Annotated in this window: 14 protein-coding genes; 11 read left to right on the forward strand and 3 right to left on the reverse strand. The window is 56.3% G+C overall.

Annotated elements, in window-relative coordinates:
- Positions 1-68 precede the first annotated feature (68 nt).
- The 7 genes from ACYZT5_RS20380 (at position 69) to ACYZT5_RS20410 (ending at position 7,899) form a co-directional block, all read left to right on the forward strand.
- Positions 69-1,070 (forward strand): Fe(II)-2OG oxygenase family protein, encoded by a 1,002-nt coding sequence (locus ACYZT5_RS20380; RefSeq protein ID WP_170206214.1) that lies wholly within the window; start codon positions 69-71, stop codon positions 1,068-1,070.
- A 67-nt stretch (positions 1,071-1,137) separates the two neighbouring features.
- Positions 1,138-2,322, forward strand: coding sequence for a pyridoxal phosphate-dependent aminotransferase (locus ACYZT5_RS20385; RefSeq protein WP_462047121.1), 1,185 nt, complete (start codon positions 1,138-1,140; stop codon positions 2,320-2,322).
- A gap of 48 nt (positions 2,323-2,370) precedes the next feature.
- A complete protein-coding gene (locus tag ACYZT5_RS20390; protein ID WP_140893864.1) occupies positions 2,371-4,275 on the forward strand; it encodes an FAD/NAD(P)-binding protein in 1,905 nt (634 codons plus the stop codon).
- 52 nt (positions 4,276-4,327) lie between these two features.
- On the forward strand, positions 4,328-4,891 hold the full coding sequence (locus ACYZT5_RS20395) for a cysteine hydrolase family protein (RefSeq protein WP_462047122.1): 564 nt from the start codon (positions 4,328-4,330) through the stop codon (positions 4,889-4,891).
- A 12-nt stretch (positions 4,892-4,903) separates the two neighbouring features.
- Positions 4,904-5,329: a cupin domain-containing protein gene (locus ACYZT5_RS20400; protein ID WP_140893866.1), complete on the forward strand. Its 426-nt coding sequence runs from the start codon at positions 4,904-4,906 to the stop codon at positions 5,327-5,329.
- A 34-nt stretch (positions 5,330-5,363) separates the two neighbouring features.
- Positions 5,364-7,343 (forward strand): aconitase family protein, encoded by a 1,980-nt coding sequence (locus tag ACYZT5_RS20405; protein WP_140893867.1) that lies wholly within the window; start codon positions 5,364-5,366, stop codon positions 7,341-7,343.
- Positions 7,344-7,620: 277 nt separating this feature from the next.
- Positions 7,621-7,899, forward strand: a complete 279-nt coding sequence (locus ACYZT5_RS20410) for a hypothetical protein (RefSeq protein ID WP_140893868.1) — start codon at positions 7,621-7,623, stop codon at positions 7,897-7,899.
- 1,261 nt (positions 7,900-9,160) lie between these two features.
- On the opposite strand, the gene ACYZT5_RS20415 is transcribed toward ACYZT5_RS20410, so the two are convergent.
- The 3 genes from ACYZT5_RS20415 to flgA form a co-directional block, all read right to left on the reverse strand.
- On the reverse strand, positions 9,161-9,592 hold the full coding sequence (locus tag ACYZT5_RS20415) for a flagella synthesis protein FlgN (protein WP_462047123.1): 432 nt from the start codon (positions 9,590-9,592) through the stop codon (positions 9,161-9,163).
- A gap of 39 nt (positions 9,593-9,631) precedes the next feature.
- Positions 9,632-9,928 carry a flagellar biosynthesis anti-sigma factor FlgM gene (flgM, locus tag ACYZT5_RS20420; RefSeq protein ID WP_462047124.1) on the reverse strand — a complete coding sequence of 99 codons (297 nt, stop codon included), beginning with the start codon at positions 9,926-9,928 and terminating at the stop codon, positions 9,632-9,634.
- An 86-nt stretch (positions 9,929-10,014) separates the two neighbouring features.
- Positions 10,015-10,698, reverse strand: coding sequence for a flagellar basal body P-ring formation chaperone FlgA (gene flgA, locus ACYZT5_RS20425; protein WP_462047125.1), 684 nt, complete (start codon positions 10,696-10,698; stop codon positions 10,015-10,017).
- 162 nt (positions 10,699-10,860) lie between these two features.
- On the opposite strand from flgA, the gene flgB reads away from it, so the two are divergent.
- From flgB to flgE, 4 genes are all read left to right on the forward strand, one after another.
- Positions 10,861-11,274 (forward strand): flagellar basal body rod protein FlgB, encoded by a 414-nt coding sequence (gene flgB, locus ACYZT5_RS20430; protein WP_462047126.1) that lies wholly within the window; start codon positions 10,861-10,863, stop codon positions 11,272-11,274.
- Positions 11,275-11,290: 16 nt separating this feature from the next.
- Positions 11,291-11,698, forward strand: a complete 408-nt coding sequence (flgC, locus tag ACYZT5_RS20435) for a flagellar basal body rod protein FlgC (protein WP_462047127.1) — start codon at positions 11,291-11,293, stop codon at positions 11,696-11,698.
- Positions 11,699-11,701: 3 nt separating this feature from the next.
- Positions 11,702-12,379, forward strand: a complete 678-nt coding sequence (locus ACYZT5_RS20440; RefSeq protein WP_462047128.1) for a flagellar hook assembly protein FlgD — start codon at positions 11,702-11,704, stop codon at positions 12,377-12,379.
- 87 nt (positions 12,380-12,466) lie between these two features.
- Positions 12,467-13,615: a flagellar hook protein FlgE gene (gene flgE / locus ACYZT5_RS20445; protein ID WP_462047129.1), complete on the forward strand. Its 1,149-nt coding sequence runs from the start codon at positions 12,467-12,469 to the stop codon at positions 13,613-13,615.

The raw sequence follows: 13,615 nt of genomic DNA on the forward strand, positions 1-13,615 counted from the left end.
CATAAATAAAGGCTGATTGGATCAGCCTTTATTTATCTGGACTCACACCCATTCCATTGGAGGAAACCATGATCCCTCGATTCATCTTTACGCCTGATGAAAAGGCACAGCTGCTCAGCCTTCTAGAACAATCGCGCCTCTCTCCCTACAAAAACTATCCGGAGTTTTCCCAGGAAATAAGAAACCTGCATCACTTGGTTCCCCCGCGCTTCGTCAAGGAGTGCCAAGACATCAGTCATGAACGGGCCAGCCATCAACAAAGGATCCACGTCATTCGCAACTGCCCTCTGGACCCGGTAATTCCCGAGTTGGACCCCGAGGATCCGGTGACTGATAAACACCTCAAAAAAAACCGATTCATCAGCGAAGCATTCCTTGAGTTATTCGCCCAACTAACCATCACCCCACTGCTGTCCTACGAAACAAGAAACCAGGGGGATTTTTTCACCGATGTGATTGCCATCAAAAAATACAGCGGCCAACTGACCGGCTTCAGCGACAGTGAGCTGGTTTTCCATAATGACCGTACGGCACATAAAGTCAGGGCGGACTACATCACGCTGTTGGGCATGCGCTGCCCGGATGACGACTTGATTTATACGGGCTACATCGACGGCGCCGATATCGTAAAGAACCTCGAACCCGCGCACATTGAGTACTTGCGTCAACCTCACTTCTTCACCGTTTTCGATGTGTTCTCCCGCGACATGAACAAACAACTCAGCACCTCGGAGAAACATCCGATCCTGAGCAACACCCATTCCATTCGCTACTTGGACACCATGACCTGTGTCGCGCCAGAGGCGCCGCTCGAAGCACGAGATGCATTCATTGCCTTTAAAAACGCAATGACCCGCTCACAGTGCAAGCGCCACCGAATCCTCACAGGGGATTTGCTGACATTCGCCAATCAGGACGGCCTGCATAACCGCGAAAAGATTGACATTCTCAATCCTGAAAGTGCCTCTTCCCGCTGGCTGTTGAAAACCTACGCCTTCAAAGACACCGATACGGCTGAGAGTTTTAGACCCTTCTGGTCCAAGAACCGGGCGGGTTGTGTCATCGATTGAACGCAACACAAACGCAACTCCCCACTTACAGCGTGACTATATAAAACTTTATATCAGGGTGATTTAAATGCGTTTACGCGCAATCTCCAAACGGGTTGAACGCCTGGAGCTTTCGGAAACTTATGCGATTTTAGACAGAGTGCGTAAATTGCGGGAACAGGGTGAAGATGTCGTCGATCTCGGCGGCGGTGAACCTGACTTCAGGACACCTGATCATATAGTCCATGCTGCCGTAGATGCACTCAGCGACGGCGAAACCCATTACACCGCCAGTCGTGGTACCAAGGCGTTGCTTGAAGCAGTCGCGCAAAAATACAAGAACGAACACGGTCTTGAGCTCGACGCCGACAAAAACATCATCATCACTCCCTCGGCCAAACACGCGCTGTTCATCGCACTGATGACATTACTGGATGACGGCGATGAACTCATCGTCCCAACCCCTAGTTGGGTGAGTTACAAGGCCATGGCAGCAATGGCCGGTGCAACCGTCAAGGCCGTGCCGTTGGACGGTAAAACAGGTTTCATGCTTGATCCTGAGGCGCTGGAAAGGGCGATCACGCCCCGTACCAAGGCTATTCTGATCAACAACCCCAACAACCCCACCGGTCGCGTACTAACCCGTGAAGAAGTACTCGGTGTGGTCCAGGTGGCGCTGAAACACGGCTTGTACATTGTCAGCGATGAAATCTACGAAAAGGTCATCTATGACCGATCGCGTCATATCAGCATCGCCAGCATCGAAGGCGCTACGCCGATCACCGTGACAATCAGCGGTTTCTCCAAAGCCTACGCGATGACTGGTTGGCGCTTGGGCTATGTCGTCAGTTCCGAGGAAATCTCCCACCAGATGCTCAAGGTTCAACAACACACCGTGGGCTGCGCCGGCTCCTTTATCCAAAGCGGCGGCGTCGCGGCACTTGCTGGCTGCCAGCGACGGATCACGGAGATGGTGGGTTCTTATCAGCAGCGTCGCGACAGACTCGTGAGCGGGCGTGAAAAGATCAACGGCATTACCTGTATAGCGCCCGAGGGCGCGCTGTATGTATTTGCGTCGATATCCGCACTGGGGTTTGAAAACTCAATGGCGTTTACACGCTGGCTGCTGGAAACGGTGAAAGTTGCCGTCACCCCGGGCACCGCGTTTGGCGAAGGTGGCGAAGGTGGCGAAGGTTATATCCGCTTGTCCTTTGCGGGCAGTGATGAAGACATCGACGAGGCAATCCGCCGACTTCATTACGCTTTCCAGTAACTGCCCCAATCGCTTTCAACCTCTTCATACATACCGACAGGAGTGAGTATGCCTTTAATCAATGACGCACCTTTTCCATCCGCGCACCGCATCGCAATCATCGGCAGCGGTCCGCGCGGTTTGTCTGTCCTCGAGCGTCTCGCTGCACTCATGCTGACCCAGCCACCTGTCCGCCAGGTGATGGTCTATCTGATAGACAGTGCACCGATAGGTACTGGCCGGATCTGGCGAACCGATCAGCCTCGTCACTACGTGATGAACACGGTAGCCGAAGAAGTCTCTTCCTTCTCCGGCCCCCTGGATGACGGCCCCCTGCGGCCCGGTGCAGGCCCTTCGCTGGCGCAATGGTGGAGCGCCGTGGATCCGGCCTATCCCGGCCCAAACTCGTACGCGCCGCGCGCAGTGCATGGCGAGTACATGCAATTTGTCTTGTCGACCATCGAGGCCAGCTTCAAGCCGAACATCTCGTTGCACCGGATCGGCGGACGAGTCGTGGATCTGGTCAACACGACACAAACCCGGGTCCTGGAACTGGACAACGGCCAATCACTTGAAGTGGACAAGGTCGTCATCGCAACCGGGCACCCGACTCCGGAATTGACCGGCTGGGAAAAGGAACTGCAGCAGTTCGCCAACCAGGCACAAGGCCTGGCCTTCATCCGGGGTGACTCCGCTGCGGACATGCCGTTGTCTCTCATCGAGTCACACCACCATGTGGGCATTGTCGGCCTGGGCTTGGCGTTTCACGATATCGTCGCCGCCCTGACAGTCGGTCGCGGCGGCAGATTCAGCGTGGTCAACGGCGTCACTTCGTATATTCCCTCAAACCAGGAACCCAAGTTGTTCGCCGGCTCGCGCAGTGGAATGCTCATCCCGGCGCGAGGACGGAACCAGAAAGGCCCCAACTTTCAGTACCAGCCACTGTGCATCACCCGGAAAAAGATCGACGCGTTGCAAAAGCGCGGTGACATCGACTTCTCCACCGAAGTACTGCCGCTGCTGCTGATCGAGATCAACATTGTTTACTTTGCGACCGCCATCCGAATCCAACAAGACGCGGCAGCAGAGTTGCAGTTCAAGTCCCGTGTAGCCCAACTGCGGTTGTTCTCCCTGCAAGCGCTGGCGGATGAGGCGGCGCGATTTGGCGTGAGCGAACTTGCGGTGTTGGACCTGAACCGACTCGCCCGGCCCTTCCAATCGGAACACTTCAGCGACCCCGCCGACTTCGCCCAGGCCCTTGATCGAGTCCTGCTGGACGATCTGCACAACGCCCGCGAGGGCAATGTAGACAATCCGCTCAAAGCCGCACTGGATACCATCCGGGATACGCGAGCGCTGATCAGGAGCGTGGTGGACTTTGGAAGACTCACGCCCCGCACGCATCGCGTGGATTTTTTGCAGGAGTACGCCCCCACCAGCCTGTTCCTGACCGCAGGGCCTCCCCTGTACCGTACGGAGCAGATTCGCGCGCTGATCGCAGCGGGCGTGTTGACCTTCGTGGGGCCCGAAACGATCTATGGCACCGATATCGACCAGCAGAAGCTGACCATCGAATCTCCTCGGGTAAACCATTCCCGGCATCTGCTCGATGTTGTCATCGATGGGCGAATTCCATCACCCGACTTGCCCCGGGATCCATCGATCCTGACTCGCAACCTGGTGCGGCGCGGGTATTGGAACAACTACGTCAATCAGGGCACAGATGAGGAGTTTGTCACAGGCGGCGTCAGTGTCACGCCCGGCCCCTATCACCCGATCAACCAGCACGGCCAACCGATGCAGGACCTCTATGTCCTCGGCTTGCCTTCCGAACACACCCGTTGGTTCATGCAGGCTGGCAGCAGCCGGCCAGGCTTCTGGACCGATTTCGCCCAGGATGCGCATCACGTAGCCGCACACGCCATGCAGCCTGCTTGGGTGAATGTACCCGTTCAACTTGCCGAAATGGCCTGATCGCTCGCATTTAAAGGAATAAATGATGTCTGGAAAAAAAGCATTACTGGTCATGGATTTCATCAACGAAATTGTCCACCCCGAAGGCGTTTATGCACGCGAGGGCTACTACCAGCAAACTCAGGAGCGCAGCGTGCTGAAGAACGCGGCCTCGGCCCTCAAGCATGCACGCGAACTACAGCTGCCCGTCATTTTCATCGTCGTAGGGTTCAACGCGCACTACAAGGAGTTCCCCCCTCACTCCAGAGTGTTTGCGCCGGCCAAGGAACACAGCGTGCTGAAGCTGGACACCTGGTCGACCCAAGTGCACGACGACCTCAAGCCGCGCGAAGACGAAATCGTTATTGCCAAGAGCCGGGTCAGTCCGTTTTATCAGACCAATCTTGAATTGGTTCTGCGGACTCAGGGCATAGAGGAATTGATATTGACCGGGGTGTCGACCGAGCACGTCGTCCTCGCCACGACGCTCGACGGGCATGACCGAGACTTTATCGTCACCGTGCTGGAAGACGCCTGTTCGGCGGTTACGCAGACGCGTCACCTGGCGGCCATGGAAAGAATCTCGCGCACGGCAAACATCAGCTCCACCGCCCACTTCATCACTTCATCCCTATAACAGGCCTCGACCATGACCCCTACAGTTTTCAATCTGTTGAACGTTGCCAATGAACCTGACTTGATCACCTGGTCAGCACACGCGCAACTGGATCGCAACGGCGCCCGTATCCATACCCTGTTCGAATGCACCGAAAGTGCCCAACGCATTGCGTTGATCCGTTGCGATGCGGGCGCCAGCGCGGCGGCTCATCATCACAATGGTCATGAAACCTTCCTGATCCTCGAGGGTGACTTTGAAGATGAAAACGGTGTGTATCTCAAGGGTGATCTGGTCATTTACCCGCCGGGCAGCACCCACGCCTGGAAGTCATCCACCGGCGCGCTGATCTACGCGACATGGGGTGGCACGGTGACCTCGATGCAGATCACACCGGCCGTCGCCGCCAATTTGGAAGAGTATGACAACAGTATCTACGATGGCCGGCACTTGGTATGAACCTGGCGCTGACATGTTTTCGAGGTGAAATATCATGCCCGTGAGCCGTAATCCAAAATTGCTGTTTCTGAGCAAAGATCCGTTGAAAATGTCACGGCAACTGGGGGGCGAAGCGCTGACCCTGGAACAGGCCGCACCGTTGCGTGATGATATTTCGACCGATGAAATAACGCCGATTCCCGTACTCGCGTATTTTGACGATCGCCTGGCGTCATACCCCTATGTTGGTCTGAAGACCGGCGCGGTACTGCCCATCGGCAAGGACGATGTGCTTTTTCGGGGCTATGAAGTGACTGTCGCGGGCAAACGCTACGGCAAGGGCTCGTCACGTGAACACAGCCCCCTGGCAGAAAAAAAGGCTGGGATCCGCCTGGTGATTGCCGAAAGCTTCGAGCGCATCTACCGACAAAATGCCGACAATATCGGGCTTTTGACCTCAACCGACTTGTCATTAGTCCCGCGCTTGCTGGCCGGCGAAGAAATACCGGTCAGTGAACTGATAGGTACAAGAGACGCGCTGTCTACCGCCATTCTCAAGAGCGGGGGCCTGTTGCACTACGGCCGCCACCATCTGAGCAATGAGGCCGACTTACCCGTTAATCGTTCCCAGAACCTGCCCGCCGGGCCCCTAACCTTTGCCGAGAAAATCATCCATCGGCATTTGATCAAGGCCCGTGGGGCCGAACGCGTCGACTACGGTACGGGCATTTTGATGCGGACCGACTGGCGTTTCATTCATGAGTACTACACCGGGCTCTGTGCTCATCTGCTCCACGATTGCTTCGGCGAGACGTTCGAACTTCATCAGCCACAATCGATCCTGGCGTTTGAAGACCACCTGTCTTATAAGCGCCGAAGCCCGGCACACCTGGGACAAAACCTGGTGGGTGAACTCGATGCGTTATCTCGCGCTCATCGTGACTTTGCACAACAGCATGGGTTGAAGGCTCACGGCTATCTGCCCGGCGAAGGCAGCGAGGGCATATCCCACGCCATGATGGCGGAGACCTACGCGTTGCCTGGACAGGTCGTCGTTGGCACGGACTCCCATACGCCCCACAGTGGTGCGTTGGGCTGCCTGGCGTTTGGCGTGGGCACCACTGACATGGCCAATGCCTTCATGACAGGGTCGGTAAGGGCCGCTTACCCGCAAAGCCTGCGCATCTTGCTGCTCGGCCGGTTATCGGCCGGGGTGACGGCCAAGGATCTGGTCTTGGCGCTGCTGTCTGACAGCCGCATCAAAGCCGGCCTGGGTGTGGGTAAAATTTTTGAATTCAGCGGCCCTGCCGTGACTTATCTTTCGACCGATGAACGCACCACGCTGACCAACATGACGGCAGAGCTGGGTGGCTTTACCGGCATCATCGTACCCGACCAGGAAACCGTGCGTTTTCTCAAGGAGCGACGCAACCTCGACTTCCCGCTCGAGTCCTGGATGACCAGCGATCCAGGCGCCGTCTACGCCGATACGATAGAACTCGACTGCCGTGAAATCCTGCCGATGATCGCCTCGCCCGGAGACCCCGGTAATGGGCGCAATCTCACCGACCTGACGGAGCGAGTCGCTATCGATATCGCTTATGGCGGCTCATGCACCGCCGGTAAGCGCGACGACTTCGATCACTACTTTGACGTGATCAAGTGGGCGCTCGGACAAGGACTCAAGTGTCATCCCGACGTACAGTTGTTCTTGCAGTTCGGCACGGTCGATGTACGTGAATACTGTGAACAGAAGGACTACCTTTCGGCTTTCCAGCAATTCGGCGTAGAACTGCTGCAGCCGGCCTGCGGGGCCTGTGCGAACTGCGGGCCGGGGTCATCGGTCGACAAGGACCAAGTGACCATCAGCGCCATCAACCGCAATTTCCCGGGGCGCTCCGGGCCGGGTCAAGTGTGGTTGGCAAGCCCGCCCACCGTGGTCGCCAGTGCGATTGCGGGGTACATCACCTCGTTCAGCGCACTGCGCGCCCATCACCAACCCCGCATGGGAGTCGGTGAAGACTGCCACGCGTGATCGACCTAACGGAAGGCGCACACCCTTGCGCCTTCTGGCTCGAGCCCGATCTTCAGACCAGTCGCTTGATCTGCTTGTGCCGCCAAACCAACCGGTAATACGCCGTCTGCAACCCCAACATCACCAGGTAAGTCACCGGAAAGGCCATCCACAGAGTTAACGATTTACAGTGGCTTTTCCTAGGTCCTAGGTCAGTTGGCTTTAGTAACAGGCAGTTTGGTTTGGCCCTTCCTGCTCGGGACGTCCCGGGCCAAATTAATGTACGTCAGGAGATAATATGATCTTAGATTTTGAGAGATTTAATCAAGAACTTGCTGATGCTCAGGAAGCGATTAAAAATATTGATGACGATCTAGGCTCAATTAAATTTGATCCTTACGACGAGACCTCCATTGAGGAAGCTATACAGCAGGTTTACGAAATAATCACGAATCGCATATGTGCTTTTTCATCTAATCCACTTATTGAATTATTCATTAAAAAAACCAAAGAAGATTACTTTAATCGGATTCACAAAAATGTAGAAATAGCGCGCGTACTAGGCGAAGGAGAATAGGGGTTTGGGTTTGGGTTTGGGTTTGGGTTTGGGTTTGGGTAGCAATGGAACCAGAAACCAATGTAAGCCCTGATTAAAGTTCATTTTACTCATCCAATGGTGTGGATTAGCAGACTTTGATTAACGAAACAGGTTTATGACACATTTTTTCGGGTGTCTAGGGCCATTTCTAGTGTGCGGTCTCAGAATTATTGTCCCTGGGAAAGACGCACTTCCTGACCCGAAAGCTGGCCACGCTGAGTGCGGAGATGAGTTTGAATGTGCTCGCCTACAACATGAAACAGGTATGAAAATCATCGGAGCTAACGGTTTGCTGAAGGCGCTGTCGGCATAAAAAGGCTGGTTTTGGCCCATTCCAGAGGCAGCAAAACAGCGTTGATGTGTTCCAGGTCACGACCGATGATGCGACACGCGGCATTGACCGTGCGATCGCTCAGTCAACGAACGTCGATGATCCAAGACGATGAGGCCATGAGCGTTTTTACACTCTCTGGGCCCAGGCCGTGTGAAAACGCATGCACCGTTTTGAAGTCCGCGTTGCTACGTAAAATCTGCCAGCGCTTGGGTAGTCAGCAGACCTGAAATTTGCTTAGGAACGCGACTTTCGTTCCGATTCTGACTGTCAAACTTGCTCTAAAACGTTTTCACACAGCCTGGGCCGTTTGCTGCCTGTTGTCCCGACAGCTGGAGGAAGCTCAGCACACATGATGGATACGAAGCATACTAGTCGGCGCGGATGTGAACGATTTTCGGATCGAATGCAAACGGGCGGTCAAGTAACGTGCAATTTCGCAAGGTATTCCAATTGGTATTCCAACTAAAAAACAAAACAAATATTAATCATAAAAAACAATAAGATAAAAGTCAGGTTCAAATTACCCCGGCCCAAATACGAAGCAAAACAAAACCCGCCCAGTGCGGGTTTTGTTGCATCTGGGGTTTCATTTTTGGGTCATACCGGCAAACCGTCGATCAAGTGCCATCAAACAGGGCTACTCATCCGTCTCCGGGCTGAGCAGGGGGATTACTCTCGTTAAACATCGGCGTCGCAGTTGTGCTGCGACGCGGTCTTGACGCAGAGATAGCCCCTTGACGAACTTTGATTATTTCAGCGTGCACCCGCGGCGCATTCGATTTAAGCGATCAGGAGCTGGCGCAACGGGTGTGCGCCAAAAGCAAGGTAGCCAATCTGATCATGCTGACAGGCTCCCCACACCAAGAGCGCATGCCCTGTCTGTTTGAGGAGAACGTGCGCGACGACTTAAGCGTTATTGCGCTGAGCACGACCGTCCGGGCCGTACAATTTGTTACCGGCGACACTGTTGAGAAAGCTGACGATGCGTTGGTTAAACGCCATGCGCTGGCTGAGCACCCCACCGTTTGAGGTGTTGATCTCCCTGGCCCGCAGCGCCAACGCCTGCAATTGCCGCCAGGCCGCCAGGCAATCGGCGTCTTGAGCCGCTTTGAGCGCCCCTTTGCGACCAGGACCATAGCCGAGCTTCATCTGCGCCCCGTAACGGATCGCCTCCAACTGCTCCAGCTTCTGCAACGCCGCTTGTTTACTCGCCGTCAGCTCTCTGAGTTTTTCACCATCGACCCTGGCCTGAGCCAAGGCACGACGTTCCTGCTCCAGCAGTTCGACCAACTGCACGATGGCCTGCTGCTGCAATTGCAAATGTCTGGTCAGACTCATAGGTACCTGAAGCTCATCGGTATCGGCCTCTCGTATCGCTCATTCCGGATCGCTGCCAAGGGTTTCCCTGACACTCGACACCAGGCCTTCATAGATCGATTCCGCGCTGATCTGCAGGGTGCCGCTATCAATGGCTTGACGCAGCGCTGCAACTTTTTCCATATCAACATCCGACGCACTTTCAACATCCGCAATGACGCTGATGCTTGAGACCTGCACGTCATCATCGAACGTCGCTTCCAGCGTCTGCAGCTCGGTTCGCTGCGAACTGGTGCCGGCCACTTTGCTGTCAGTCGGCGGAGGGGTATTGGTCAGGTTGGCACTTATGATTTTCACGTTAGAGGCTTCATTGGCTGTTGTTGGGTCACTATCGGCAATCGAGAAGGCAAACTTTGACCGGTGATCGGGATTCGGCAAAAACTTTAATAGCGCAGTAGCAACTCATTCTGACCAACGACTTGCGCGTTCAGCAGCTTGCCGTCACTGCTCAACACCCTGACGCTGCTCCCCAGGCTGCCATTGTCCAGCGCCTTGCCATCGCGTCTGATCGTGAAGCCCTCGCCCAGCGCCTGTAACACGACACGCTGATTGCGCTCCACCAGCCAGCGCTCGCGGAAATTGTTCAGCGCCAGAGCGACGCCCCGGCTGAAGCTGCGACTGGCCTGACGGCCAATGATTTGCTCCGGCTTCAGCACGCTGCCTTTGGGCAAACGCTCCAATGGGCCTCGCTTGATTTCGAGCATAGTGGCTTTGACGACATCACCTGCAGCGATCCTTTGACTGCTGACCACATAATCGCCGACAGCGCCTACGCTGACTTGAAGATAGCCGGCCACGCCTTCCTCACCCTCACAACGCACGCCGACTGCCACGCGCCCGAACGCACTCTGCTCAGGATGCACCAGATACGGCTGAGGACTTTCGCACGCCGATATCCGTGCCGCCGGCTGACCGATGTCGATCTGCAACTGCTGGCTGCGAGGCGGCAATCGCTGCGCAATCAAGTGAAGCACCTTGTCTTGCAGCACATCCGGTTGAGCCATGGCGGTGCCGCTCTGCAGCAGGCACATCAAAACCAGCGCGTGATCCCGGAAAAACCCTGTCATCGAGCCAATCCTCTGAGGTAGCCAGCGGAGAATTTTAGGCTCCCTGGCGACAAGGCAAGGCCTGAATTGGTCGCCAAATAGCGGCCTGTTTCGGCCTTTGCCTCGACGACCTTGGGACTAATCTGCGAGCCGTTCAATTATTTGATGCACAGGTCCGCAGACATGATCGACAAGCTCGACAACGAGCTGCGCTTCCAGCAGGACGCAATGAGTTTGCGGGCTGAGCGCCAGCAGGTATTGGCCAACAACATCGCCAACGCCGACACCCCCAACTTCCGGGCGCGTGACTTTGACTTCTCTGCCGAACTGGCCAGCTCCCTGCAGAACGGGCGCACCAACGAGCGAGGCATGACGCTGGCGACCACCTCGGATCGCCATCTTCACGCAGCCTCCGACAGCCTCTCGAACCGTGCCCTGCTCTATCGCGTGCCTGACCAGCCAAGCCTCGATGGCAACACCGTGGACATGGATCGCGAGCGCGCGCAGTTCACCGATAACGCCGTCAGGTATCAGGCGAGTCTGACGTTTCTGAGCAGCCGGTTGCAGTCGCTCAAGACGGCCATGCAGTCCGAATAACGCAGGGAAAAACACTATGTCGATGTTCAGCATTTTCGATATCGCCGGCTCAGCGCTCAGCGCCCAGTCCCAGCGCATGAACGTAACCGCCAGCAACCTGGCCAACGCCGATACCACCAGCGGCCCGGATAACCAAGCCTATCGCGCCCGCCAGGTGGTCTTCGAGTCGCAATACCCGACTGGCAGCAGCATTGGTGGTGTACGGGTCAGCCAAGTGATCGAAGACGACTCCCCCATGCGTCAGGAATACCGTCCCGGCGACCCGCTGGCCAACGAGGAGGGCTACGTGACCATGCCCAACGTCGAGCCCGTGGGCGAAATGGTCAACATGATCTCCGCTTCGCGCTCCTATCAGGCCAACGTCGAAGTCATGTCCACCAGCAAGGAAATGATGCTCAAAACTTTGACTCTAGGTGAGGCGTAAACAATGACCAGTACGATTTCCAGCTCTGTCCTTTCGACCATGAACAGCAGCAGTACCACTTCTGAAAGCACCACTTCGGCATCGGATGAGCTGCAAGATCAGTTTCTGACGCTTCTGACGACCCAGCTGCAGAACCAGGATCCGACCGACCCGATGGACAACAGCGAGATGGTCACGCAGCTGGCACAGATCAGCACGATCAGCAGCATCGAGGATGTGAGCACCACGCTGGAGGGCATCTCCAGTCAGATCAGCGCCAGCGAGACCCTGCAAGCCTCGGCACTGGTCGGCAACGGCGTGTTGGTCGACGGCAGCACCATCCAGGTCGCCAGCGGTGTAGCCACCACCTTTGGCGTGACGCTGGCCAGTGATGCAGACAGCGTCACCGTCACCATCACGGACAGCAGCGGCACGGTGGTACGCACCCTGGATGAAGGCGACATGAGCGCCGGCACCCAAGCCTTGTCCTGGGACGGTTTACAGGACGACGGCACGACCGCAGCCGATGGCGCTTACACCTTCTCTGTGGCCGCCACCGCCGACGACGTAGCCGTTACAACCACAGCGCTGAAATACGCGCTGGTCACCGGCGTGACCACCGATAGCAGCAACGAAGTCGCGCTGGATCTGGGGGGTGTCAACGAAAACGTCGGGCTGAGCGATATCAGCCTGGTGCTTTGACCGTAAACGCACCCTCCACTCACGCCCAGCAATCCTTCGCAGTTGCCAAGACTGCTCAGTCATCGTTCGCATTCCAGGAGAAATACCATGGCTTTTTCCCAAGCGCTTAGTGGTCTGGCTGCTGCTTCCACCGACCTCAACGTCGTCAGCAACAACATTTCCAACTCCCAGACGGTAGGTTTCAAAAGCTCGACGACGCAGTTCGCCGACGTTTATGCCGGCGCAGACGTCGGGCTGGGCACTTCGGTTTCAGGTGTGGTTCAGAACTTTGCATCCGGCAGCCTGACGACAACCGATAACGAGCTGGATCTGGCGATCAGCGGAGAGGGTTTCTTCACGTTCACCGACGGCACGCAAACCGTGTATTCGCGCAACGGCCAATTGACCCTGACCGCCGATGGCTATCTGGAAAACGCCGCGGGCGACCAGTTGCTGGGGGTCAACGGCGTCATCCAGATTCCGACGACGGGTATGCAAGCCAGCGCCAGTACCGAACTGGATGCCGAGCTGAACCTGGACTCCAGTGAAGGCATCATCACCGATACCTTCGACCAGACGGACTCGTCGACTTACTCCTACTCAACGACCGCGACCCTCTACGACTCCTTGGGCAACAGCCACACCAGCACGCTGTATTTCAGCAAAACCGCCGAAAACACCTGGGAAGTCCACACCGCGATCGATGGCAACTTGCTGACCGAGACACAGACCGTGGCGTTCAGCTCCAGCGGCCTGATCACCAGCGGAGAGACCGGCACTTACACCTATGACCCGGACAACGGTGCCGCGGACATGAGCATCACGCTGGATCTGACCGGCACGACGCAGTTCGGCAACGACTCCGAGGTGTCCGACATTTCTCAGGATGGCTACACCTCCGGCAGCCTGGTGAGTTTCACCATCGACGATACCGGAACGGTCGTTGCCACCTACTCCAACGACCAGACGCAAAACATCGACCAGATTCAACTGGCGACGTTCAGCAATGAAAACGGCCTGCAATCCAACGGTGACAACACCTGGCTTGCCACCACCGAGTCCGGCCAGGCCTTGCTGGGCGTTGCCAGCAGCGGTTCTCTGGGCTCGATCCTGAGCGGTACGACCGAGGACTCCAACGTCGACCTGACCGCCGAACTGGTGAACCTGATCATTGCCCAGCGCAACTTCCAGGCGAATGCCAAGTCGGTGACGGCGCAAAGCGAAGTGCTCCAGCAAGCCGTAAACATCGGTTCTTAA

The organism is Pseudomonas sp. LB3P14 (genome assembly GCF_054898045.1).

Coding starts and splice junctions, on each gene's coding strand:
- ACYZT5_RS20380 (WP_170206214.1), top strand. CDS start 69: ATGATCCCTCGATTCATCTTTACGCCTGATGAAAAGGCACAGCTGCTC.
- ACYZT5_RS20385 (WP_462047121.1), top strand. CDS start 1,138: ATGCGTTTACGCGCAATCTCCAAACGGGTTGAACGCCTGGAGCTTTCG.
- ACYZT5_RS20390 (WP_140893864.1), top strand. CDS start 2,371: ATGCCTTTAATCAATGACGCACCTTTTCCATCCGCGCACCGCATCGCA.
- ACYZT5_RS20395 (WP_462047122.1), top strand. CDS start 4,328: ATGGATTTCATCAACGAAATTGTCCACCCCGAAGGCGTTTATGCACGC.
- ACYZT5_RS20400 (WP_140893866.1), top strand. CDS start 4,904: ATGACCCCTACAGTTTTCAATCTGTTGAACGTTGCCAATGAACCTGAC.
- ACYZT5_RS20405 (WP_140893867.1), top strand. CDS start 5,364: ATGCCCGTGAGCCGTAATCCAAAATTGCTGTTTCTGAGCAAAGATCCG.
- ACYZT5_RS20410 (WP_140893868.1), top strand. CDS start 7,621: ATGATCTTAGATTTTGAGAGATTTAATCAAGAACTTGCTGATGCTCAG.
- ACYZT5_RS20415 (WP_462047123.1), bottom strand. CDS start 9,592: ATGAGTCTGACCAGACATTTGCAATTGCAGCAGCAGGCCATCGTGCAG.
- flgA (WP_462047125.1), bottom strand. CDS start 10,698: ATGACAGGGTTTTTCCGGGATCACGCGCTGGTTTTGATGTGCCTGCTG.
- flgB (WP_462047126.1), top strand. CDS start 10,861: ATGATCGACAAGCTCGACAACGAGCTGCGCTTCCAGCAGGACGCAATG.
- flgC (WP_462047127.1), top strand. CDS start 11,291: ATGTCGATGTTCAGCATTTTCGATATCGCCGGCTCAGCGCTCAGCGCC.
- ACYZT5_RS20440 (WP_462047128.1), top strand. CDS start 11,702: ATGACCAGTACGATTTCCAGCTCTGTCCTTTCGACCATGAACAGCAGC.
- flgE (WP_462047129.1), top strand. CDS start 12,467: ATGGCTTTTTCCCAAGCGCTTAGTGGTCTGGCTGCTGCTTCCACCGAC.